This is a genomic window from Rhizobium sp. P43 (genome assembly GCF_056730705.1).
Genome location: NZ_CM161539.1, coordinates 1245712 through 1269097 on the forward strand (window position 1 = coordinate 1245712; position 23386 = coordinate 1269097).

Genomic DNA, 23386 nt, shown 5'->3' on the forward strand with positions numbered 1-23386 from the left:
ATGATTTTCCATAATTTTTACCAAAGTGGCTATATAGAGGAAAATCAGTTTTATAGGATTTTTCATGGACCGGCTCGATCGCAAAATTCTCCGCATTCTCCAGGAAGACTCGACGCTTGCCGTAGCCGATCTCGCCAAGAAGGTCGGTTTGTCGACCACGCCCTGCTGGCGCCGCATTCAAAAGATGGAAGAGGATGGCGTGATCCGCCGCCGCGTCGCGCTTCTCGATCCCGCCAAGGTCAACACCAAGGTGACGGTGTTCGTTTCGATCCGTACGTCCAGTCACTCGATCGAATGGCTGAAGCGCTTTTCGGAGGTCGTCTCCGAGTTTCCGGAAGTGGTCGAGTTCTACCGCATGAGCGGCGACGTCGATTACCTGTTGCGCGTGGTCGTTCCGGACATCGCGGCCTATGACGCCTTCTACAAGCGCATGATCGCGAAGATCGAGATCCGTGACGTCTCCTCGGCCTTTGCCATGGAGCAGATCAAGTACACGACGGAGCTTCCGCTCGACTACATGGTGATCGACAACCAGAAGAATTCCGAGGACTGAGGGGCGCCGGAGCGCCCCTTCTGAATTTTACTTTTCAAGCCGTGCCAGCAGGGACGAGGTGTCCCAGCGGTTGCCGCCGAGCTTCTGCACTTCGCCATAGAACTGATCGACCAGTGCGGTGACCGGCAGGTTAGCGCCGTTGCGACGCGCCTCGGTCAGCACGATATCGAGGTCCTTGCGCATCCAGTCGACGGCAAAGCCGAAATCGTATTTGCCCTGGTTCATGGTCTTGTGTCGGTTCTCCATCTGCCAGGAGCCTGCGGCGCCCTTGGAGATGACTTCGATCACCTTCTCGATGTCCAACCCGGCCTTCTTGCCGAAATGCACACCTTCGGCGAGCCCCTGGACGAGGCCCGCGATGCAGATCTGGTTGACCATTTTGGTCAGCTGGCCGGCGCCGGCCGGGCCCATCAGGCCGACCATGCGGGCATAGGCGTCGATGACGGGGCGGGCCTTTTCGAAGGTGGCTTCGTCGCCGCCGCACATGACGGTCAGGACGCCGTTCTCGGCGCCCGCCTGACCACCCGAGACGGGGGCGTCAATGAAGCCGCAGCCTCTGGCCGCCGTTGCTTCGGCGAGCTCCCGCGCCACTTCGGCTGAGGCGGTCGTGTTGTCGATCAGGATCGCGCCGTGCTTCATGACGGCGATGACGCCGTTTTCGCCCGTTGTCACCGAGCGCAGGTCGTCGTCGTTTCCGACGCAGGTGAAGACGAAGTCCGCACCTTCGGCAGCCTCTGCCGGTGTGACGCCATGGGAACCGCCGAACTTGGCGACCCAGGCTTCAGCCTTGGCCGTCGTCCGGTTATAGACCTTCACCTCATGGCCACCCTTGACCCTGAGGTGACCGGCCATGGGGAAACCCATGACACCCAAACCGATGAATGCGACCTTTGCCATAAATACTGCCTCCGTCATTTCGCTGATGGCAAAGGCATAAAGCAGGACGGGCTCCAGGAAAAGCGTGTTGCCGCCTTCCTGCAGGCGGCGGTCAGCCCAAGGCTGGAGGCTTAGGCGGGTCACCATCCAGACGCTTGGACCGTTCGCCGAGCGAGTCGGAGATCTCCTGCCAGATGCGACGCAACCGGCGCACATGCAGATCGTCCGCGATCCAGCCCATCATGTGTTCCACCCGCGCTTTTACGTCTGCCGGCTCGATGCCGAGCTTCTGGCGGAACCAGCGGCAGAATTCATCGGGATCCGCTGCTGACCTGATCTTTGTTTCATCGACCATCAAGAGCTGGACGCCGCCGGTGGTGCAGACATCACGCAGGTTCTGGGTTGGCGCGATCAGGACGCCGGCCAGAAGCAGGTCGAACTCCTCAGGACTGTCGCTCACATCCGACCCGGTCCTGCGAAAATCGATCGCTCTTTCCAAATCAAAAATCGTGCGGATCTGGAGTTCGCGGAGGATCAGAAATTTTTCAAGCCCGACAAGGTGGCAAAGCTGGGCCTGGGCAATCCAGTCAACGGCCTGGTAGATCCCATAGGGCGTTTCAATATGCAGCATGACCGGATTGTAGGTGGCGAGACTCTGGACGTCGTAAATGCCGGACTCTTGCAGACGAAAACGGGTGGCGTAGTCGATGCCGTCGAGGGCATCAAGCGGCGTGATCCGGGTGACCTTATTGAAGCGGTCATCATCCATTTTCACCCAGGAGATCAGCGATTGCAGGCGCAGGATGGCGAATTTCGATGCGCTATCAGGCAGGTAACCCAGGACAGGCGCGAGAATGAGCCAGATGCTCGATACCTCCGGAAGCGGTGTGGATGTCTGCGCCGGAGGAAGGGCCGCATTGCCCGCTGTCTCGGTCACGATCCTGATTCCCAACGTTGGATCGGGGATCGCACGGTAAGCCGCGACAATAAACACGACAGAGACGATCGTTTCCACCGTATAGCGCAGGAAGGTAATCGGAGAGAGGTCGAATGCCGCAAGCCCGCGCATAAAGCCACGAATGGCGGCCAGATAGGCTCCGGCAAAGGCGAGGCCGGCGATGAGATATAGATCTGCCGTCAAAGGGGAAGGCTGTGTCGTGCCACAATTGAAAAAGCAGGAGGACGAGGTTTGCGCAGACAGTCCGAGCAGCAGCGCATCCGCCCCATAGTAGGTCACGATCATCATGCCAGAGGATGCGACAAGCAGGCGAAGATCGCTCCAATCGAGTAGCTTCACGCCAGAGATGAAGTCATCAAGCTCCTCAATCGGTGTCTGTTTGGAGGTATCTGTGGCCTTGTCCTTCGATTTTGGAATGCCCTGGACATACTTGGAGCGCACAAACTCGACGGAGGGATTGATGTAGTGGTTTTCGTCAGACCCATCCTTCGTCGGTTTGGTCGTTGCGGGGTATGACGTCAGGAAATCTTTGATGACGAGAAGCCGCCTCAGTCGCATTTCATTTCGGGCGTAGACGAAAAGGACAGGCGTTAGGATTGCAAGGGCCAGCGCGTATCCGTTAGGCGAACACCCATCAAGGCCACTGATGCCCATCCAGTTTTTTAGGCAATTAACGAAATTGCTGATGTCCATTGCTCGGGCTCCCCTCTGCCTTGCCGGAAGCAAAGCAGGAGGCGCCAGCCATGACTACCAATTACGTGCGCGCAATGATTGAAAAATCAACCTATGCGATAGTCATCAAATCTTTTTCGCCACAATCAGATGCCCTGGTGACGGATTGCCATCCTGCATGCGGACGTTGATGTCGGTGATCTCGACGAGTTCGAAGCCCGTCGCCGTCAGCCGTTCGCGCACATAGCTCTCGGCATGCAGGAAACGCTGATGGGGTCCGACCATGAAGGGACGCCCGTTCATCACGTCCTGCGACGCGGTTTCCGACGAGAAGATCAGGATCCCGCCGTCGGTCATGTTCTCGCTCGCGCCGAAGAACAGGGGCTCAAGCGCGCCGAGATAGGGCAGCACGTCGGTTGCAGTCACCAGATCGAAGGGCTCATCATCGTTGTCTTCGAGGAAGTCCTCAAGTTCGGCGACATAAAGCGTCTCGTAGAGATCCTTTTCATGAGCCAGCTCAACCATCTTTTCGGAGATGTCGATGCCGGTCATGTCCGCGACCACGTCGCGCAGCGCGCCGCCGGTGAGGCCGGTGCCGCAGCCGAGGTCGAGCAGGCGCTTGAAGGGGCCGAGCCCAAGCGCCTGGAGCCGTTGGCGAACCATCATCGGTACGCTGTAGCCGAGTTGTTCAACGAGGATGTCCTCGAAAGCTTCGGCATGTTGATCGAAAAGCGTCTCGACATAGGCATCCGGTGCCTTCGGTGGGGCCTCGCCACGTCCGAGGGCCGCAATGCGGACCGAGGCGCCGCCATGGTCCTCGGGGTCGATTGCCAACACTTCCTCATAGGCCTTGACGGCAGCATCGACGTCGCCGGCTTTTTCAAGCGCGAGCGCGCGGTTATAGGCTTCCGCCAGGGCTTCTTCGTCGATCTTCGCCATGTCAGGCTCCTATACTCGTGGCCGCACAACGGGCCTTTTCCCGGTCGTCTAGCCGGTCGTATCGAGCTTGGCAATGAAAAGGGAACCGTGCGGCACCTCTTGGTGTTTCCGGACCAGGAGCCAAGCATGGAACAGAGTGCACAAGAGAAAGCCGGTATCCTGCCGCTGGAAAGCGCCACGCCCGCGCGCCTTGCACCGGCGCTGCCGGCGAATTCCGCCGAAAAGGCGAATATGATCATCCATTACTACAGGGGCGAGATCGGTCGCATGACGAGCTGGCGTGACCGGATCGACCGGACGACCAACTGGTCGATGACAGTCGTGGCGGGTCTTCTCTCGGTGTCCCTTTCGACGCCGTCGTCCCATCATGGCGTGGTGCTGTTCGCCATGTTGCTGGTCTCCGTGTTTCTGTTGATCGAAGCACGGCGCTATCGGTTTTTCGATGTCTACCGGGCACGGGTGCGGCAGCTGGAACGGCACTATTTCGCTCAGGCGCTTTGCCCACAGGCGGAACTGAAGCCGGATTGGGCCGAGGCGATTGCCGCGAGCCTGCGCAAGCCGGTGTTTCTCATGACCTACCGTGAAGCGCTCTTCCGGCGCATCCGCCGCAATTACAGTTGGATGTATCTCATTCTGCTCCTCGCCTGGTCGCTCAAGATCTCCAGCCCCAAGTTGCAACAGGACGGCGTGCCGGCCGAATTCGTGAGCAGCGTGTCACAGGTGATCGACAACGCAGCTCTCGGCCCATTGCATGGCGGCATCGTGCTTGCCGGGATTGGCGCTTTCTATGTTGCGCTTCTCTTCGCCGTCCTTCACCGCGAGCCTGATGACGGCGAATTCGCCCATGGCGAAGTGCATGTCTGATACCAAGTGTCGCTCCTGATCACCGACATTTGGTATGCCTTCAATGCAGGATGAATTCGCCCTTGAGCGAACGCCATTCACTGGCAGCAATCATCTTCTTGTGCACGTAAGTCACCGAGTGGATCGGGCCTTCGATCTTGTCCTGCCAGAACCGCAGAAAGCCGCGCATTTCCGGAAAATCCGGCGCCAGATCGTAATGCTGCCAGATGTAGCTTTGCAGGAGAGATGGGTGGTCGGGCAGGCGGTAGAGGATCTGGGCGGTGGTCAGCCCGTAACCCTTCAGCATCAGTTCCATTTCGCTGTTCATGTGCCAGCGTTCCCCGTGTTCTTGTGGACGACGGATCGACGCGGGCGGTGTCATCGCTTCCGCGACCGACCGGGGCCGCGACCGACGCGGGCCCTGAGATGATGGAAACATCGGGTGGTAAAGGAAGTGCTAAAGGAGGGCGGAGCCGTGCGGCGACCGCCCCACTTGTGATCATCGTTTCAGATGTCGCGTCAGCCGTGCCTCGATCGCGCCCCAGGTGTGGCGCAGGGCTTCGACGATCGCGAGATAGAAGATCGCCGCCCAAAGATAGGTCTGGTAGTCGAAGGTGCGCGAGAAGGCGTAGCGGGTCTGCCCCATGAGATCCAATACCGTTACCACGGCGACGACGGCGGAGCCCTTGATCATGAAGATGATCTCATTGCCATAAGGGCGGAGCGCGACGATCAGGGCCTGGGGCAGGATGATCTTCCAGAAGGTGACTGAGGTTGGCAGGCCAAGCGACTTTGCCCCTTCCGTCTGGCCGCGCGGGACGCTTTCAATCGCGCCGCGCAGGATCTCCGCCTGATAGGCGGCAGTGTTGAGCGTCATGGCAAAGAGCGCGCAGTACCAGGCCTCGCGGAAGAACCACCACAATCCGACCGCCTCGATCTGCGGCCGGAACGAGCCGAGACCGTAATAGATCAGGAAGATCTGCAAGAGCATTGGCGTGCTGCGGAAGACATAGACATAGGCATAGGCGATGGTGTTCAAAACCCTGTTCTTCGACATCCGGGCGAAGGTCACCGGAAAGGACAGGACGGCGCCCAGCGTGATCGAGCCGAAGGTGAGGATGAGCGTTGTCGCGAGCCCGTCTAGATAGCGCCAGCCGTAACGCTCGATCTTTTCCGGGTCCCAATTCGATGCCAGATACCAGACCAGAGCCAGTCCAAGGAGAGCCCAGAGCGATAGAATGGCATAACCGACAATGCGTGCTGTACTGATTTGCCTTGCCTTGGCAGGCGGGGCAGGCCGGGCAGGGATCATTTCCATGGCATGGCTCATCGACCGACCTCCGCACGATTGGCCCAACGGGCGATGGCATTGAGACCGATCGAGGAGACGGTGGCGAGCACGAGATAGAGCAGGCAGGCAATACCGTAGAACAGGAAGGCCTCCTTGGTCACCCGTGCGGCGACGCCGGTTTGACGGACGATGTCGGCAAGCCCGATGACAGAGACAAGGGCTGTGTCCTTCAGGAGCACGAGCCAGAGATTGCTCAATCCCGGCAATGCTATGCGGATCAATTGCGGCACGATGATCAGCCACATGGTCTTGCGCCGGCTCAGCCCGACAGCACTTCCGGCTTCATATTGGCCACGTGGTATGGCCTGGAAGGCGGAGAGCAGCACCTCCGATGCATAGGAGGAGAAGACGACCGACAAGGCGATCATGCCGGCCACGAAGGCATTGATCTCGACGCGCTGGTCGATGCCGAGCCACGACAGCACGGTTTGCAGGAGGATCTGGAAGCCGAAATAGACGATGAACAGGGTCAGCAGTTCGGGCAGTCCGCGGAAGATCGTGGTGTAGACGCCGGTGGCAGCCCGCAGGCTCCATTCGTCCGACTGCCTTGCCAGTGCGATCAGAAAGCCGAGGGCGAGGCCGACCGGCAGCGTCGCGATCGCCAGCGAGATGGTCACCTTCACGCCGAAGGCGATCTCGTCGCCCCAACCCGCATCGCCGCAGCCAACTAGCGTATTGCCCGCCAGCAGCTGGAAAAGCCCGACCGGTCCGCAAAATGGGTCGAAGGTGTAACTGATCCAGGCCCAAAATGAGCCCAGAGCGGAGGATATTCCGCCCATGCCATTCCCCCTTGGCGGTTTTCTCCGCCATTTTGATAGTCATGCCGTCTAAATGCAAAATGGCGGAAGTGTTCGACTTCCGCCACTCGGTTTTGTCAGGTTATCCCTGGATCAGTTGCCGTATACGTCGAAATCAAAATATTTCTTGTTGATTTCGGCATATTTGCCATTTGCACGGATGGCTTCGATGGCGGCCGTGAACTTGTCAGCCAGCGCGGTTTCACCCTTGCGGACGGCAATGCCTGCACCTTCGCCGTTGATCTCGACGTCAACCGGGAGCGGCGTCAGGATCTTGCAGCAGGCGCCGGCTTCGGTCTTCAGCCATTCGGAGAGAACGACGATGTCGTCGACCACGGCGTCAACGCGGCCGCCTTCCAGGTCGAGCTTGTATTCGTCGGCCGTCGGGTAGAGCTTCAGCTCGCTATCGGGCATGTGCTTTTCGGCATAGTTGGCGTGCGTGGTCGAGGACTGGGCACCAATCGACTTGCCGGCGAGGCCAGCGACGTCGGTGATGGTCGAATCCTTCGGCACGGCAACGGCCGGCGGGGTGTTGTAGTACTTCTTGGAGAAGTCGACCTTCTCAAGCCGTTCCGGGGTGATCGACATGGATGCAATGATCGCGTCGAACTTCTTGGCCTGCAGGGCAGGAATGATGCCGTCCCAATCCTGCGTGACGAATTCGCAGGTGACCTTCATTTCTTCGCAAAGCGCCTTGGCGATGTCGATGTCGAAGCCAACCAGCGAGCCGTCGGCTTCGAGGTTGTTGAAGGGCGGGTAGGCGCCTTCGGTGCCGATGATCAGCTTTTCCTGCGCCATGGCCGAACCGGCAAAGAGCGACAGGGCAGCGATCGATGCTGCGGCCAGAAAACGTGTCGGAATACGCATAGGATCCTCTCTGTTGGGTGGACGCCGATTGTTGTTGTAAGGCGGCTGTCCGTGATCGTGTGACATGGTCGGCCACACTTGGGCCCAATATTCGTCTTGTTTTTTGGCTGAAATCAACAACAAACCGGCGTGAACATCAAAATTTGCCCTTTAAAACCGCTAGAGGTTCCAAAAGGCGATGTTTTGTTCCATCCGGCATGGTTAAATGGAGCAAAACTCGTTCTGGTCCGTTCAGCCACGGTTAATTATCCGAAAACTAGCTTGGCGAGAGCCTCGGTTCGCGTAATCGAGCACGCATTCAACAGCATGACGGGGTGAGCGCAGCTCACAAGTTCATGCGCAGGGAAGGAAACGCAAGGCATGTTCAAGAAGAGATTGCTCAATACGGTGGCAATCCCGGTCCTGTCCGTCGCGGTGCTGGCGAAGCCAGTCGCGGCTTCGATTACCGGACACCCAGAACGACAGGTTCAGACCCAGCAGGCCGAGGAAAAGCTCATTCAGTTGGCGCAGGCCGTCACCTGTAACGATGGGTCGGAGGCACCGGATGCCGAGACCTGTGCCGCGCGTGAGGCCGAGGCCGCAGCCCAGGAAGAAGCTCGCCGTCAGGCTGAGGCTGAAGCGCAGCGTGCTGCCGAAGAAGAGGCGCTTCGCCGAGCTGAGGCTGAAGCGCAACGGGCCGCCGAAGAGGAAGCCCAGCGCCAGGCGGAAGCCGAGGCACAGCGCGCTGCCGAAGAAGCGCAACGTCAGGCGGAAGCCGAGGCGCAGCGTGCCGCCGAAGAGGAAGCCCAGCGCCAGGCGGAAGCCGAGGCACAGCGTGCTGCCGAAGAGGAAGCCCAGCGCCAGGCGGAAGCCGAGGCGCAGCGTGCCGCCGAGGAAGAAGCCCAGCGCCAGGCGGAAGCCGAGGCGCAGCGTGCCGCCGAAGAAGAAGCCCAGCGCCAGGCGGAAGCCGAAGCTCAACGTGCCGCTGAAGAGGCACAGCAGGCTGCCGAGGAGCAGCAGCCGACGGCTGTAACCTGCGCTGATGGGTCTCAGGCGGCGTCCGAGGCTGAATGCCCCGTGCCCCAGCAGCCTGAGGAACAGCCGGCCGAGCAGCCGGAAGCCCAGACCGAAGAGGCGCCTGCAGAAGAGCCGCAGGCAACCGAGGAACCGGCTGTGCCTGACCAGACGCAGGAGCAGGCTCCGGCCGAAAGCGAAGCTCAGCCGACCGAACAGCCAGTGGAAGAGCAGCCAGTCGAAGAACAGCCGGTCCAGGGCGTGACCTGTGCGGACGGTACTCAGGCCGCCTCCGAGGCAGAATGCGTCGTCGCTCCGCCGGCCGAGCAGCCGCAGACCGAGGAACAGCCTGCTGATCAGCAGCCGACCGACGATCAGGTCCTGGTGCCTGCCGTCGAGCCGCCGGTCGATCAACCCGTCGAGGAGATCGTCGACGAGCGCAGCGTTGAGGAAAAGGAGGCAATTGCCGAAGATCCGTCGCAGACGACCGAAACGGTGGTTCTGCCCGTAGATAACGGTGCTGCCGTTCTGGATAGCGACAAGGAAGCCGACAACTCGGGCGGTGAGACGGCACGCGAAGAGCGCACGCAGTTGAGGGCCCAGGAAGACGTGGCTCCCCCGCCGGAAACCGACGCTGAGGCTCAGGCCGACACTGCCGAGGTGGACCCGCAGGTCATCCAGGCGACGATTGCCGAGCAGGGCACGACGCTTGATGCCGCGCCGACCTTCGATGTGCCGACCACCGTCACCAATGTCACCAATAGCAATGTGACGAACAACGTCACCAACAATGTGACGAACAACAACGTGACGAACAATGTCACGAACAACACGGTCATCCAGAACAACGTGGTCAATCAGGTCACCGAGATCCGGGTCATCGAGCAGATCGACAACCGGACCGTCATCAATGTTGGCAATCAGATCGTGGTGCGCAGCGATGACCGCCAGCGCCTGCGCTACGATGCGGAAGAAACCTATTACGAGCAGCTGTCTCGCGGCCGTGTCCGCGAAACGATCGAACGCCTTGATGGCAGCAAGCTGGTGACGGTCTACAACCGCTACGGCGACATCATCATCCGGTCGCGCATTTCCCCGCGTGGTCGTGAATATGTGCTGATCTATTCGCCGGAAGCCGATAGCGAACGTCCTCGCGTCTTCGTCGATGTCGGTCTGTCGCTGCCGCCGATGCGCCTGACCATTCCGGTCAGCGACTATATCGTCTCGACGTCTCGCGCGCCGGATCGCGATTACTACGACTTCCTTGCGCGACCGCCGGTCGAACGTGTGGAGCGCGTGTACTCGATCGACGAAGTGAAGTCCTCGGCCCGTATCCGTGACAAGGTGCGCCGTATCGATCTCGATACTATCACCTTCCCGTCGGGCTCGGCTGAAGTGCCTCTCGAACAGGCTCGGACGCTGCGTCGCGTTGCACAGGCAATGGAGAAGCTGCTGGAGCAGGATCCGGGCGAGGTCTTCCTGATTGAAGGCCATACCGATGCCGTCGGTTCGGATCGCTCCAACCTTGTCCTGTCGGACAAGCGTGCCGAGACGGTCGCAAACCTCCTGACCGAAGTTTATGGCATCCCGCCGGAAAACATGTCGGTGCAGGGCTATGGCGAGCGCTTCCTGAAGATCCGCACGGAAGCTGCCGAGCAGCAGAACCGTCGTGTGGCCATCCGTCGCGTGACGACGCTGGTCCGCCCGGCCAACGTGTCGAGCAACAACTGATCGGTTGAGACAGCACAAATACGAAGGCCGCCGGAGCGATCCGGCGGCCTTCTCTTTTGCCCAGGCGCTATCAAGATTTCGGCGGAAGTTTCGTGACTGCGGCGATGAAATCGGCAATGGCGACGGTGTCATCCAGGTCGAACACCGGGAGGTCGGTGTCATCCACCCGATGATCGGCCGCTATGGCACGGATATGCGGATCGGAGGGTGCCAGCGGCTCCCGCTTGGCGGCGGCTTCTCGGCGCGCCTCGATTTTCGGTACCGGCTCGCGTTTATAGCCTTCGATCAGCACGAGGTCGCAGGGGCCAATGCGGGCAAGGATTTCCTCAAAGCTCGGTTCCGGCCCGCCGCGCAGTTCATGCATGATGGCGTAGCGCGTGCCTGAGACGATGACGACCTCATGGGCGCCGGCCTCGCGGTGGCGGTAGCTATCGGCACCGACCTTGTCGATGTCGAAGTCATGATGGGCATGTTTGATGGTCGAGATCCTGTAGCCGCGACGAGTGAATTCCTCGACCAACCTTACGGCCAGGCCCGTCTTGCCGGAATTCTTCCAGCCGGCGATGCCGAAGATGCGTGGGCTCTGGGTCATGCTGCACCGTGGTCGAGGATGGCTCGGGCAGTCTCGAGATCCTCCGGGGTGTTGACGTTGAAAAACGGATCAACCGCGCCCAAGGGGCCCAGGAACGGGGCGAAGTCTACGGTCTGTGCTTGATGTCGGGCGATGAAATCGAAAACGCGGCGGTGCGTCGGGTCCGAAAGCCATGCTTCCAGATCGTCTGCCAGCGACAGGGGCCAGAGTGCTGTGATCGGATGCGTCCGACCTCCGGAGCCTGCTAGCACGATTGTGTCGGTTTCAGCGTTGCCGACCAAACGTTCAACCAGATCGGTGGGCAGGAAGGGCGTATCGCAAGGGGTGGTCAGCAAATGTGTCGGGGGCTCAGCCCGTTCAGCCAGGTGTTTCAAGCCTGCCAACACGCCGGCCAGTGGACCTGGTCGGTCCGGGCGGGTGTCCGGTATAAGAGGGAGGTGTGTGGCCAGGGGATGATCCGCAGACGCATTGAGGTAGAGCGTCGAGACTTGCGGCTTCAACCTTTCTACAATCCGGAGGGCGAGCGGCGTTCCCTGCAGCGCCACTTGGGCCTTGTCGCGGCCCATGCGGCGGGACAGACCGCCTGCAAGGATAACGGCGGGCGGGCGTGCATCCTTCTGGTTCATCGGCTCACCGTTCTTCGCCAGGGGCAAATCTCAGGAAGACAACCGCGATCAGCGCCAACACGCAGCAGGCGAGCATCACGAGCAGCAGAGGCATCGCGCCTGTCTCGACCGAGAGGATCCTTGATGCGAGCCAGGAGACGAAGGCGCCGCCTCCCATGGAAATTGCCCCGCCGAGCCCGGAAGCGGAGCCTGCAAGCTCCGGCCTGACGCTGACGATGCCGGCATTGGTGCTGGGCAGCGACAGACCGTTGCCGAAACCGACCACGACCTGTGGTGCAAAGAAAGCGAGGTAAGACATGTAGCCCTGCGCAAAAAGCAGGATCGGAATGGCGGCTCCGACCAGGGCGACTAAACCGCCGATCAGCATCATCATGTCGATGCCAGCTCGGCGGGCGAACCGGCCGGAGAGGTAGTTCCCGGCAATATAACCGGCTGCAATGAACATGAATTGCAGACCGAGTACGCTCGGTGTCAGACCCATCAGGGTTCCACCGACGAAAGGCGCCCCGCCGAGAAAGGCGAAGAAGGCGCCCGATGTAAAGGTGCCGGCCATGGTGTAGCCCCAGAAGCGCGGCGAGGTCAGAAGCCTTGGCCAGGCCCTGAACTGCTCTGAAAAACTGCCGCTCTTCTGGCGGTTTGTCTCGCCAAGGTCCCGGTAAATGAGAAGCAGGACAATCAGCGCCGCAATCAGGATGGCGGCAAAGTTCGAGCGCCAGCCGAAATGGTCGCTCAACACGCCGCCGAGCGTTGGGCCGATCATCGGGATCAGAGTCATGCCCATGGTGACATAGCCGATCATGGACGCGGCTTCCTCCATGGGCACCATGTCGCGGATGATGGCACGCGAGAGGACAAGACCGGCGACCACGGCCGTCTGGACCATACGGGCAACCGTCAGAAGCTCGATCGATGTTGCCACCATGCAGACGAGCGAGGAGGCTATCAGAATGAGCAGCGCGCCGATCATCACCGGGCGCCGCCCGTAGCGATCAGACAGGGGGCCGATCACCAACTGTACAAGTGCGGTCATCGCGATATAGCCTGAGACGAGGACCTGCACCCGATCGTAATCAACCTCTAAGTCGGACGCCATGGCCGGGAGCGCGGGCAGGAAGATGTTCATGGTCAGCGCCGACAGACCGGCGATCGCCACGAGACTGACGATATGCGGGGCCGTTGTCCTGTCGAGGAAGCGAGACTGCTGCTGCTGCACGCCGGAATGTCCTTGCGTCAATGGTGTAATCAGCCGGGGGACGCAGGGTCCGCACGGCGGGCGAGGGCGGCCTTGCGCTTGCTCTCACGGTAGAATGTGTAGAGACCCGAACCGATGACAATGGCCGAGCCGATGATCATCCAAATATCCGGTGTCTCGCCGAAAAAGATCATGCCGAGCAGGACGGCCCACAGGAGGCTCGTATAACGGAAGGGCGCGATGAAGGAGATTTCGCCGGTGCGCATGGCCATGATGATTGCCTGGTAGCCGGCAAACAGAAAGATCGAGGCGAAGGCGAGCCTGCCAAGCGCGCTGCCAGAAAGCGGCTGCCAGCCGCCGAAGGCCGGGACCAGAAGCAGGCCGGCAAAGGAGATCGAGGCGGCCGTGAAGAAGGTGACCGTCAGCGACGAAATGTTGGGATCGATTCGGCGTGTGACCAGATCGCGTCCGGCTGCCGTGATCACGCAGAACACGATGTAGAGTGAGGCAAGCGTAAAGCCTTCCGGACCCGGCTGAATGATCACGAGCACGCCGATGAAGCCGAGGCCGATCGCCGTCCAGCGGCGCCAGCCGACCGGCTCCTTGTAGAAGATCGCGGCACCCAGCGTCACCGCGAGCGGCAGCGACTGCAGGATTGCCGAGGCATTGGCGAGCGGAACCTGACCGAGGGCCGCAAGGAAGGCGACGGCGGCGACCGTTTCGAAGGCGATGCGCAGGAGGATCAGCGGCTGGAGGATGTTTCTGATGTGGTCGAGTGCACCCATGCGGCGGGCGACCACATAGACCAGAAGTGCCGTAAACGCACCGCGCACGAACATGATCTGCGCCACGGTCAGCTCCGCAGTCACCGATTTCGTCAGAGCGTCGTTGAAGGTGAAGCCCGCCATCGAGATCGCCATCAGGAGGGCGCCTCGGGTGTTCTCGGATAATGCCATGCTCGATTCCCGTGCGTACTCGATGTTTCTAAACCAAGCGGCAGGCGCGAGAAATAAGAATTCGGCTGCCGCGCTTGGCAAACGATGCTGCAGTGCCAAAAACGTGGTGCGCGGTTAACTTTTGCTCAAACTCCCAAGGACAAGCTCGCAATCGGAACTGCATGAGGCGGATCCCTTTCTTCGACCCTGCGCGATGATCTCGCAGGCTTTCGACCTCTCTGAGGGTCCCCATGAGTTTTATCGATCGCCTTCTGCAAAGTCGCAGGATCGTCACCAAGGTATTGCTGTTTGTTGTTCCTCTCGTTCTGCTGATGGCGGGCGTTGGCCTGCTGGGATACTGGACTGCCACGACCTTGAACGGTCACATGACCGTCACGCGCGCGACCATTGGCAATATCAGTGACCTGGAGACGCTGCAGCAGGGGCTGCAGGAGTTCAGCCTTGATCCAACCGAGGAAAGCAAGCAGGCGCTGCTCTCCGCCATAGACGGCCAGGAGAAGGGGCTCGATGTTCTCAACGGTGTCCTTGCGAAACAGGCGCAGTCTGCGGATCTCTCCGCCCTGACGCAGCTTCCCTCGCAGATGCGGACGCAGACCGCAGCATTGTGGGACAACAAGACGAAGCGCGACGAGCTGGATGCGGGCCTCAATGCTGCGGTGGCCGCGCTGCAGGCTGAGAGCCAGCAGATCGTCAAGCAGGTCGATTTCGTCCGCGAGGATCTCTCAGGCAAGGAGCGCTTTGCCAAGGAACTGCTGTTCGATGCTTCGGCGTTCAAGTCGCTTCTCGATCGCCTCGGCAAGTTGCGAGTCGGCGTGCAGATGGCCTTTACGCCGGAAGAGCAGTTGGCCGAGGCCAAGCTTTATCTCGGACCGATGCAGAAGGATCTGGCCAAGGCCAACGAGATCGCATCCGAGAAGGGCAGGGTGCTGGTCGGCGAAGTTGCCGCCGCCATCGGCAAGATCGAGACGATCCTCGGGCAGTCGTCGCCGGACGACGCCAAGGCGCAGGAACTCGGGCGTGTGCTCGCCGAACTGGTCGAGATCGAGCAGAAGATCACGCTGCAGGCGGCCAAGAACAGCGATGTTGCCGCCGACCGCTTCGTCAATCTGGACAAGCTTGTCGCCGAACAGAAGGAGCTGATGGCGCTCGTCGATACGGCGGCGCTCAATGTTGCGACCATGGAATTGCGCGTTCAGCAGATGCTGGGGGCGCTGAGTGACGAAAGCCGCGCCGTTGTCGTGAAGGAGATCGAAGCCCTGCAGGCCATTGCAGCGCGGATTTCCGAGCTTGGTTCCAAGAACAGCGCGCTGCGGGACTTCCCGCAGAAGATTGCACCGCAGCTTGCAGCACTTGCCGACATGTCCCAGGCCCGCCTCGATGCAGGACGTGACTGGGAGGAAAAGCGTCTGGCCGCCAGTGCTGCCGTTTCGGCGGGGATGGGCTCGTTGCGCAATTTCGTCGCCCAGGCCCAGGAGATTGGCCGTGAAGACAGCGAGCGGTCGGCGACGATCTCGGTCATCACCATGGTCGTCGGGACGCTGCTTGCGATCATCGGCGGTCTGATGCTGGTCGAAACCTTGCGGGCGCCGCTGAAGCGGATCACCAGCGTCATGGCACGCCTTGCGAACGGCGATCTTTCCGTCCCGATCGAAGGCCGCAATCGCGGCGACGAAATCGGCGACATGGTGCGCTCCGTTACCGTCTTCCGCGATGCGGCGTTGGAAAACCGGCGTCTCGAGGAGGAAGCGGAAGCCGCGCGTGCGCGCTCCGAGCGGGAAAGCGCACAGCGTGCCGAGGAGCGTGCCCGTGTCGAGGCCGATCAGCGCTCGGCGCTGGAAGCCCTGTCGTCTGTGCTCGAAGCGCTCGCCAACGGTCAGCTCGACGTCTCCATGCGCGACGACCTGCCGGCCGACTTCGTCGCCATGGCCTCGACCTACAACCAGGCCGTGGAAGCGCTGAGGGCGACACTCGAAGAGGTGCGGGCGGCAAGCGTCGACATCAATGCCGGCACCGAAAACCTTGCTGTTTCTGCCGATGATCTGGCCCGCCGCACCGAGCAGCAGGCGGCAGCGCTTGAAGAGAGCGTTCGTGCGCTCTCGCATCTGAGCGATGTCGTGCGCTCGACGGCAGATGGGGCAGGGCGCACTGCCCAGTCCGTCCAGTCGGCCCGGGATCATGCCCGCCAGTCGGGCGTGGTGGTGAAGAAGGCGGTGGAGGCGATGGCCGAGATCAGCCGGTCCTCGGAAAAGATTTCGACGATCATTGGAGTGATCGACGAAATCGCATTCCAGACCAATCTGCTGGCGCTCAATGCCGGCGTCGAGGCCGCCCGCGCCGGGGAAGCCGGTCGTGGTTTTGCGGTGGTTGCCCAGGAAGTTCGTGATCTGGCTCAGCGCTGCGCCAACGCGGCCAAGGAGATCAAGACGCTGATCTCCGTCAGCGGCGGTCAGGTCCGTTCGGGCGTCGAGCTTGTCGAGAACACCGGTGTCGCGCTGCAGGCGATCATCGATCAGGTCGAAGAAGTTCAGTCGCTGGTCGAGGGCATTTCGGCAGCCACTCGCGAACAGTCGACGGGCATCAGCGAAGTGACGTCCGCCGTGCGTGATGTCGAACTGATCACCCAGCAGAACGCCGCCATGGTCGAGGAAAACAATGCCGAAATCCAGGGGCTGCGGCAGCGCGTCGACAATCTGATGCACAAGATCTCGCGCTTCCGCACCGACAGCCAGCGGGCAGCTCCGCAGGTCTATCGCCGTTCGGCCTGAGGACTGAGAAGAAAGCCGGCGGCGTTCAGCCGCCGGTGACGCTCATGTGCCGCGCGACAGCCGGCTTGCGATGGGCGCGGTCGATGATGAAATCGTGACCCTTTGGCTTGCGTGAAATCGCCTCGTCGATGGCCGCCGACAGATAGGCGTCGTCGTCGGATGCCCTGAGAGCAGTGCGCAGGTCGGCTGCATCATCCTGGCCAAGGCACATATAGAGCGTGCCCGTGCAGGTCAGACGCACACGATTGCAGCTTTCACAGAAGTTATGGGTGAGGGGCGTGATGAAGCCGAGGCGACCGCCGGTCTCGCGCACCTCGACATAGCGTGCCGGGCCGCCGGTCCGATAGGGGATGTCGTTGAGCGTGAACTGCTCTTCGAGTGACGCGCGGACTTTCGAGAGCGGGAGATACTGGTCCGTCCGGTCCTCGCCCGTCTCGCCCATCGGCATGGTCTCGATCAGGGTCAGGTCCATGCCCTCGCCATGGGCAAAACGCAGGAGGTCCGGGATCTCGTGCTCGTTGAAATCCTTCAGTGCCACGGCGTTGAGCTTGATGTGGATACCGGCGGCCTGGGCTGCGCGAATGCCGTCCATCACCGTGCCGAATTCGCCCCAGCGGGTGATCGCCTTGAACTTGTCCGGGTCCAGCGTGTCGAGGGAGACGTTGATGCGTCTGACGCCGCAGTCGGCGAGTTCTTGGGCATGGCGGACAAGCTGAGAGCCGTTGGTGGTCAGCGTCAGCTCATCCAGACCCTTGCCGATATGGCGCGACAGGGCGCGCACCAGATGCATGATGTTCTTGCGGACCAGCGGCTCGCCGCCCGTCAGGCGCAGCTTGCGAACGCCCTTGGCAATGAAGGCGGAACAGAGCCGGTCGAGCTCCTCCAGCGTCAGAAGATCCTTCTTTGGCAGGAATGTCATGTTCTCCGCCATGCAATAGGTGCAGCGGAAGTCGCATCGGTCGGTAACGGAGACGCGCAGATAGGTCACGGCCCGTCCGAAGGGGTCGATCATCGGGTTTGCTCGTTCCACGAGCGGTTCTGCATGGCGCCAATCGGCGGGGGTCTGGTCCAACAGATCTCTCCTGTCCGTTTCGTCCAATGTGGGGCCAAGCCCTTGAAGCGTCAAGCTGACAGGCGACGACTTCATCAAGACGGATTGCAAAGCTCAGCACTTGGTCCTAGGTCTGCAGCATCCGACAAAAAAGCCCATCCGAGGATAACATGAGCGAGATCTGGCCGACCGAACTCAAGGTGTCGAAGGACCGACGGCTCTTGACCGTCAGCTTCAACGACGGTGTCGTTGCCGCGCTTCCGGCCGAAATGCTCAGGGTGCTGTCGCCATCGGCAGAGGTTCAGGGGCATGGACCGGGCCAGAAGGTCACGGTGCCTGGCAAGAGGCATGTCGCGATCCGGCAGATGGTGCCGACCGGCAATTACGCGGTGCGGATCGGCTTCGATGACGGACACGACACCGGGATCTTCACCTGGAACTACCTGCGCGAACTCGGCGAAAGCGGTGACGAGAAGTTTGCGGCCTATGAGGCGGAGCTTGCCGAAAAGCGCCTCAGTCGCGATCCGCGCTGAGTTCAGGGTCCACCATCCCGTCGGCCGACAGCATGCGCTGGATCAACAGGTCCATGTTTTCGGCGAGGCGCTGGCATTCGTCGATCGGCGTCGCGGAAAGCGTTCGCTCGATGAGATCTGTCTGAATCTGCATCGCCCTCTCACTCAGATCCCGACCCTCCGCGGTGAGGAACAGCCGTAAGACGCGCTTGTCCCGCTGATCCGGTCGCCGCTCGAGAAGGCCGCGCTTTTCCATCTGCGGCAGCAGCATGCTCATATTGGAGCGGCCGACCAGCAGCTTGCGGGCCAGTTCCTGCTGGGAAATCCCTTCGAAACGATAGAGATTGACGAGGATATCGAGATGCGGCGGCTTGATGTCGAGCGGTGCCAGCGCACGACCGAGGGCCTGCTGCATCAGCTGGCAGGCACGGGCAACCGAAATCCAGCTGCGAAATCGAGGATGATCCCAGGGGAAGGCTTGCTTTTTGTTCATTCTTGTACTTTATTGTTCATCATTGAACAGTCTAAGGGATTCTGACTATGCCATCCTTTCCGCTCAAGGTCACCCGCCTGGCTTTCGCGCAGCTGGAAAAGCTTTCGCCCGGAGTGGCCGGGCGGATTGCGTTTGAACTCTTCTGCCGCACACCGAGCCGGAAACCCAAGGGCGCCAAGGCACGGCAAGTTTTCAAAGTTGGCCGCAATCGGCTGAGGCAGGCGACATTGGTGCGCCTGGCGCTGTCGCGCGGCATGGCAGCGGCGCATCATCTGCCGGCGGAGGGTGAAGCTGAGAGGCCGCGGATCCTTGTGGTGCATGGCTGGGGCTCTCGCGCCGAGTATCTGTCGGACCTCGCCTGGGGACTTCGGCAGAGCGGCGCAGACGTGATCGTGCTCGACCTGCCCGGACATGGTGCCTCGAGTGGGCGGCGGCTCGATCTGAAGATCGCTGCAGAAGCCATCGTCGCCGCAGAGCGGCATTTCGGTCGCTTCGACGGCGTGGTGGGCCACTCCTTTGGCGGCGCCGCCGTGATGATGGCCGCGGGCGGAGTGTTTTCGGATCTGCAGACCCTGAAGGCTACCCGGATCGCGCTGATCGGCTCGCCCTCCAGCATGGGCGAAGTGTTCAGCGGCTTTGCCGCGATGGTCGGTCTCGGTCGAAGCAGTGTCGGCGCGATGCGCAGCCGGGCATTGGAAATCGCCGGCGCGCGGGTCGAGGAGCTCGACGGGGTCAGCGTTGCCCGCCGGATCGACCGGCCTCTGCTTGTCGTTCATGCAGAGGATGACAAGGAGGTGAATGTGGGCCATGCACAGCGCTATATCGGTGTTTCGCCGCATGTCCGGCATCTCTGGGCCAATGGCCACGGGCATCGGCGCATCGTCAGCGCACCCGAAGTCATCGCTGCGGTCGCATCCTTCCTGAGCGGAGCAGAGTTGGCGGGACAGTCCGGTGAGCGCCGGGTGTCATAGTCGCGTCATCGCTCTTGCCTACCCCGAACCGGCGTTTAGTGTCGGAAGGATAAGCGGGAGCGAGAAGCATGACCATCATCACCACCGTTGAGGACCTCAAGGCGATCTATGGCGAGGTCTCCGAGGCATCGACCGCCAAGGTCACGACGTTCCTGACCTTAGCCTACCGGCAAATGATTGAAGCCTCGCCATTCGTGGCTCTCGCCACAGTCGGGCCGGAGGGGCTTGACTGTTCACCGCGCGGCGATCGCGGGGCCGTTGTCCGGATCGAAGATGAGAAGACGCTCGCTTTGCCGGATTGGCGCGGCAACAACCGGGTCGATTCGCTCGCCAACATCGTGCGCGATCCGCGCGTTGCGCTGATGTTTCTGATCCCCGGTTCCGACAGTGTCGTGCGGATCAACGGAAGGGCAGTGGTTTCGGTTGAGCCCGAACTCCTAAAGAGTTTCGAAATGGATGGCCGCCATCCGCGAAGTGTCGTGGTCGTGACAATCGCGGAGGCCTATTTCCAGTGCGCCAGGGCGGTGATGCGGGCCGAGCTTCTGGAATGTGGAGAAACAAGAGGTGGCGAAAGGATTGCCAACGCCCGGCGAGATGCTCAAGGCCGCAAAAGAGAGTTTCGACCAGGAAACCTATGACCGCGAATGGCCAGCCCGGGCGGCAAAAACCATGTGGTAAGCCCGGGCGATCTCACCGCTTGTAGATGAGCCAGCTCTTGGTGAAGTCTTTTTTCATGCCGTCTTCATAGGGCTTGGTGCGGTTGCGTCCCGCATTCTTGGCACAATAGAGGGCAATGTCGGATCTGGCGTACAGTTCGCCGGCATCCTCGGCATCGGCTGCCATGGCAAAGCCCAGAGAAATAGTGATCGGGCCGTAGTTGACGCCTGTCTTGGAGTTTTTGAACGGCGTGGTTTCCAGCGCGACACGAATGCGCTCGCACATCTGCAAAACCTCTTCCGTGGTATTGCCTTCGGCGATGATGGCAAATTCCTCGCCGCCGGTTCTCGCGACAAAACAGTCCTTGCGGACATTGCTGCGGATGACGGTAGCAACGGTGGCCAGGATCTTGTCGCCAACGGGGTGCCCGTAGACGTCGTTGACCTTTTTGAAGTTGTCGATATCGGCCAGCACGAGCGCGGCGAGCGATTTCGTTCCGCTCGTGTATATGGCCGCGAGCTTCTCGTCGAAGGCACGACGATTGGCGATGCGGGTCAGCGAGTCGGTATTGGCGATCCGCTTATATTCGTTCAGTTCTCGCCGAACCTCGTCCATCTCTTTCGAGCGCTCTGACATCTCGACGACCGTCTTCTCGCCATGCGCCATGGTGGAGCCGGTTGCCTCGGTCAGGATGTTGATGGCGCTGCGCAGGATGTCGGCGCTGTTGGTGCTTTTCGAATTGATGCGGTGATAGGTTTCACCCAGCAGTCGGCTGTAGCTCTGCAACGAGTTTTGTTCCTGCTGCAGCAGGCGCAGAAGGCCATCCAGCTCGCCAATCAGTTTGCTGTGGACGTTCTCAATCGCGCGGGTCTGGTGGCTGCCGAAATACTGCTCCCCCAGCGCATCCAGTTCATCCTGCGTTGCACGGCTGCCGAGAGCTGCCAGTTCGCGTGTCAGTGCCGGGTTGGAGCCGATATAGGCCTCATAGAACAGCTCGTAATTGCGCGGAATTGGGGCAACCCCCATCGAGCGCATCGCGTAGGTGATCTGTGCCGCAACGTCAGGGCTCTGCGTCTTGGGCGGTGCCGCCGTGCTCATTCGGCCAACTCCAGTGGTCGTCACTCGGGACATTAGAGGTCTAAAGAATAATTAGCGGAAAATGATTGGAAAATGTTTAATAATCGCGCAACGAGAACTTAAGGGCGCAAAATCAGCAGGCTTCGCTCATCTGCGTAACGCCTTGTAAAAGATATGAGAAATTGCCGTCGCGAAAGTCGCCTTCCGCAACGGCACGCTGATTTTCACAGAAAAATATCAACCCAGATTGAATTCCTGGAAGAAATCATTGCCCTTGTCGTCTGTGACGATGAAGGCCGGGAAATCCTCGACTTCGATTTTCCAGACTGCTTCCATGCCGAGTTCCGGGTATTCCAGAACCTCGACATGTCTGATGCAGTCCTGGGCAAGACGGGCGGCCGGGCCGCCGATCGAGCCGAGATAGAAACCGCCATGCGTCTTGCAGGCCTCGCGCACGGCGCGCGAGCGGTTGCCCTTGGCGAGCATGACCATAGAGCCACCGAAGGACTGGAACTGATCGACGTAGCTGTCCATGCGGCCGGCCGTGGTCGGGCCGAAGGAACCCGAGGCATAGCCGGTCGGCGTCTTGGCGGGCCCGGCGTAGTAGACCGGATGGTTCTTCATATATTCCGGCATGCCTTCGCCCTTTTCGAGGCGATCGCGGATCTTGGAGTGGGCAAGGTCGCGGGCAACGATGATTGTACCGGTCAGCGACAGGCGGGTCTTGACCGGATGTTTGGTGAGTTCCGCGAGGATTGCAGTCATCGGCTGGTTGAGGTCGATCTTGACCACGGATGAGGAGAGGGCCGCTTCATCGATATCGGGCATGTATTTCGACGGATCGGTTTCCAGCTGCTCGATATAGATCCCGTCTCTGGTGATCTTGCCCTTGGCCTGGCGATCGGCGGAACAGCTGACGCCGAGGCCGATCGGAAGCGATGCGCCGTGGCGGGGCAGGCGGATCACCCGCACGTCATGACAGAAATACTTGCCACCGAACTGGGCGCCGACACCCATTGACTGGGTAAGCTTGTGGATTTCCTTTTCCATCTCCAGATCGCGGAAGGCGTGGCCCGACTCGGAGCCTTCGGTCGGCAGGTCGTCCAAGTAACGAGCCGACGCCAGCTTGACCGTCTTCAGCGTCATCTCGGCGGAAAGGCCGCCAATGACGATCGCCAGATGGTAGGGGGGACAGGCTGCCGTACCCAGGGTCAGGATCTTCTCCTTGAGGAAGTCGATCATCCGGTCATGGGTCAGAAGCGAGGGCGTTCCCTGATAAAGGAAGGTCTTGTTGGCCGAGCCGCCGCCCTTGGCCATGAACAGGAACTTGTAAGCGTCCTCGCCCTCTTCATAGAGGTCGATCTGGGCCGGCAGGTTGGTCTTGGTGTTCTTTTCCTCGAACATCTTGATCGGTGCCAGCTGCGAGTAGCGCAGGTTGCGGCGCTCATAGGCGTCGCGGACACCTTCGGCCAGCGCCTCGTAGTCATGGCCGTCGGTCCAGACGCGACGACCCTTCTTCCCCATGACGATCGCGGTGCCCGTATCCTGGCACATAGGCAGGATGCCGCCGGCGGCGATGTTGGCGTTCTTCAGGAGGTCGAAGGCGACGAAGCGGTCGTTGTCGGTCGCTTCGGGGTCTTCGAGGATGGAGGCGAGCTGTTTCAGGTGCCCGGGGCGCAGGAGGTGGTTGATGTCCGACAGCGCGGTTTCGGCCAGCAGGCGCAGGCCTTCGGGCTCGACGGTCAAAATCTCCTGACCCTTGAAGGTCTCGACGGAGACGTAATCGGATGTGATCTTGCGGTAGGGGGTCTTGTCCTCGCCGAGGGGGAACAGATCGTCAGCCATTGCAGCACCTTTTGAAGCCGGAACGAGAGGTCACTCGGCAGCCGGTCTAGTCGCGGTGTTCCAATTTTG

At 60.8% G+C, this 23386-nt stretch carries 21 protein-coding genes and 1 pseudogene; 7 read left to right on the plus strand and 15 right to left on the minus strand.

Annotated elements, in window-relative coordinates; genetic code table 11:
- Positions 1 to 64 precede the first annotated feature (64 nt).
- On the plus strand, positions 65 to 553 hold the full coding sequence (locus AC1PUL_RS06190) for an Lrp/AsnC family transcriptional regulator (protein ID WP_480467252.1): 489 nt from the start codon (positions 65 to 67) through the stop codon (positions 551 to 553).
- Positions 554 to 580: 27 nt separating this feature from the next.
- Here AC1PUL_RS06190 and AC1PUL_RS06195 read toward each other — a convergent pair whose 3' ends face one another.
- The 3 genes from AC1PUL_RS06195 to AC1PUL_RS06205 form a co-directional block, all read right to left on the minus strand.
- A complete protein-coding gene (locus AC1PUL_RS06195; RefSeq protein ID WP_480468512.1) occupies positions 581 to 1450 on the minus strand; it encodes an NAD(P)-dependent oxidoreductase in 870 nt (289 codons plus the stop codon).
- 91 nt (positions 1451 to 1541) lie between these two features.
- Positions 1542 to 2945, minus strand: a complete 1404-nt coding sequence (locus tag AC1PUL_RS06200; protein WP_480467254.1) for a hypothetical protein — start codon at positions 2943 to 2945, stop codon at positions 1542 to 1544.
- A gap of 240 nt (positions 2946 to 3185) precedes the next feature.
- The gene (locus AC1PUL_RS06205) at positions 3186 to 3998 is read right to left on the minus strand and encodes a class I SAM-dependent methyltransferase (RefSeq protein WP_480467255.1); all 813 of its coding nucleotides are present in this window, start codon (positions 3996 to 3998) and stop codon (positions 3186 to 3188) included.
- Positions 3999 to 4124: 126 nt separating this feature from the next.
- On the opposite strand from AC1PUL_RS06205, the gene AC1PUL_RS06210 reads away from it, so the two are divergent.
- Positions 4125 to 4862: a DUF2270 domain-containing protein gene (locus AC1PUL_RS06210; RefSeq protein WP_480467256.1), complete on the plus strand. Its 738-nt coding sequence runs from the start codon at positions 4125 to 4127 to the stop codon at positions 4860 to 4862.
- Positions 4863 to 4902: 40 nt separating this feature from the next.
- Here the strand turns inward: AC1PUL_RS06210 and AC1PUL_RS06215 are convergent, their stop codons facing one another.
- The 4 genes from AC1PUL_RS06215 to AC1PUL_RS06230 all read right to left on the minus strand — a co-directional run bounded on the left by AC1PUL_RS06215 (position 4903) and on the right by AC1PUL_RS06230 (position 7856).
- On the minus strand, positions 4903 to 5169 hold the full coding sequence (locus tag AC1PUL_RS06215; RefSeq protein ID WP_480467258.1) for an usg protein: 267 nt from the start codon (positions 5167 to 5169) through the stop codon (positions 4903 to 4905).
- A gap of 171 nt (positions 5170 to 5340) precedes the next feature.
- Positions 5341 to 6171: an ABC transporter permease gene (locus AC1PUL_RS06220; protein WP_480467260.1), complete on the minus strand. Its 831-nt coding sequence runs from the start codon at positions 6169 to 6171 to the stop codon at positions 5341 to 5343.
- Positions 6168 to 6971 (minus strand): ABC transporter permease, encoded by an 804-nt coding sequence (locus AC1PUL_RS06225; protein ID WP_480467262.1) that lies wholly within the window; start codon positions 6969 to 6971, stop codon positions 6168 to 6170. The genes AC1PUL_RS06220 and AC1PUL_RS06225 overlap by 4 nt, the downstream gene beginning before the upstream one ends.
- Before the next feature lie 111 nt (positions 6972 to 7082).
- On the minus strand, positions 7083 to 7856 hold the full coding sequence (locus tag AC1PUL_RS06230) for an ABC transporter substrate-binding protein (RefSeq protein ID WP_480467264.1): 774 nt from the start codon (positions 7854 to 7856) through the stop codon (positions 7083 to 7085).
- A 360-nt stretch (positions 7857 to 8216) separates the two neighbouring features.
- Here AC1PUL_RS06230 and AC1PUL_RS06235 point away from each other — a divergent pair, with 360 nt between their 5' ends.
- Entirely contained in the window at positions 8217 to 10580 is a 2364-nt protein-coding gene (locus AC1PUL_RS06235) for an OmpA family protein (RefSeq protein ID WP_480467265.1), read from the plus strand.
- A gap of 70 nt (positions 10581 to 10650) precedes the next feature.
- Here the strand turns inward: AC1PUL_RS06235 and mobB are convergent, their stop codons facing one another.
- Genes mobB through AC1PUL_RS06255 form a run of 4 tightly spaced genes read right to left on the minus strand, consistent with a single transcriptional unit; the run spans position 10651 to position 13946 of the window.
- Positions 10651 to 11172 carry a molybdopterin-guanine dinucleotide biosynthesis protein B gene (gene mobB / locus AC1PUL_RS06240; protein WP_480467267.1) on the minus strand — a complete coding sequence of 174 codons (522 nt, stop codon included), beginning with the start codon at positions 11170 to 11172 and terminating at the stop codon, positions 10651 to 10653.
- Positions 11169 to 11798, minus strand: coding sequence for a molybdenum cofactor guanylyltransferase MobA (gene mobA / locus AC1PUL_RS06245; RefSeq protein ID WP_480467269.1), 630 nt, complete (start codon positions 11796 to 11798; stop codon positions 11169 to 11171). Before mobA ends, mobB begins: the two co-directional genes overlap by 4 nt.
- Before the next feature lie 4 nt (positions 11799 to 11802).
- Complete coding sequence (locus AC1PUL_RS06250; protein ID WP_480467271.1) at positions 11803 to 13011, minus strand: multidrug effflux MFS transporter; 1209 nt, start codon at positions 13009 to 13011, stop codon at positions 11803 to 11805.
- A 29-nt stretch (positions 13012 to 13040) separates the two neighbouring features.
- Positions 13041 to 13946 (minus strand): DMT family transporter, encoded by a 906-nt coding sequence (locus tag AC1PUL_RS06255; protein WP_480467272.1) that lies wholly within the window; start codon positions 13944 to 13946, stop codon positions 13041 to 13043.
- 230 nt (positions 13947 to 14176) lie between these two features.
- Between AC1PUL_RS06255 and AC1PUL_RS06260 the strand changes: the two genes are divergently transcribed.
- Positions 14177 to 16711: a methyl-accepting chemotaxis protein gene (locus tag AC1PUL_RS06260; RefSeq protein WP_480467273.1), complete on the plus strand. Its 2535-nt coding sequence runs from the start codon at positions 14177 to 14179 to the stop codon at positions 16709 to 16711.
- 25 nt (positions 16712 to 16736) lie between these two features.
- Here the strand turns inward: AC1PUL_RS06260 and moaA are convergent, their stop codons facing one another.
- Positions 16737 to 17723 carry a GTP 3',8-cyclase MoaA gene (gene moaA / locus AC1PUL_RS06265; RefSeq protein WP_480468514.1) on the minus strand — a complete coding sequence of 329 codons (987 nt, stop codon included), beginning with the start codon at positions 17721 to 17723 and terminating at the stop codon, positions 16737 to 16739.
- 209 nt (positions 17724 to 17932) lie between these two features.
- Here moaA and AC1PUL_RS06270 point away from each other — a divergent pair, with 209 nt between their 5' ends.
- Complete coding sequence (locus tag AC1PUL_RS06270) at positions 17933 to 18295, plus strand: gamma-butyrobetaine hydroxylase family protein (RefSeq protein WP_480467274.1); 363 nt, start codon at positions 17933 to 17935, stop codon at positions 18293 to 18295.
- On the opposite strand, the gene AC1PUL_RS06275 is transcribed toward AC1PUL_RS06270, so the two are convergent.
- Positions 18276 to 18767, minus strand: coding sequence for a MarR family winged helix-turn-helix transcriptional regulator (locus AC1PUL_RS06275; protein ID WP_480467276.1), 492 nt, complete (start codon positions 18765 to 18767; stop codon positions 18276 to 18278). The genes AC1PUL_RS06270 and AC1PUL_RS06275 overlap by 20 nt on opposite strands.
- 47 nt (positions 18768 to 18814) lie before the next feature.
- Here AC1PUL_RS06275 and AC1PUL_RS06280 point away from each other — a divergent pair, with 47 nt between their 5' ends.
- Positions 18815 to 19738 carry an alpha/beta hydrolase gene (locus AC1PUL_RS06280; RefSeq protein ID WP_480467277.1) on the plus strand — a complete coding sequence of 308 codons (924 nt, stop codon included), beginning with the start codon at positions 18815 to 18817 and terminating at the stop codon, positions 19736 to 19738.
- A gap of 68 nt (positions 19739 to 19806) precedes the next feature.
- Positions 19807 to 20416 (plus strand): annotated as a pseudogene (locus tag AC1PUL_RS06285) (pyridoxamine 5'-phosphate oxidase family protein).
- Between the two features lie 12 nt (positions 20417 to 20428).
- On the opposite strand, the gene AC1PUL_RS06290 reads toward AC1PUL_RS06285, so the two are convergent.
- On the minus strand, positions 20429 to 21493 hold the full coding sequence (locus AC1PUL_RS06290) for a GGDEF domain-containing protein (RefSeq protein ID WP_480467278.1): 1065 nt from the start codon (positions 21491 to 21493) through the stop codon (positions 20429 to 20431).
- Between the two features lie 216 nt (positions 21494 to 21709).
- The gene (locus tag AC1PUL_RS06295) at positions 21710 to 23317 is read right to left on the minus strand and encodes a fumarate hydratase (protein WP_480467279.1); all 1608 of its coding nucleotides are present in this window, start codon (positions 23315 to 23317) and stop codon (positions 21710 to 21712) included.
- Positions 23318 to 23386 lie beyond the last annotated feature (69 nt).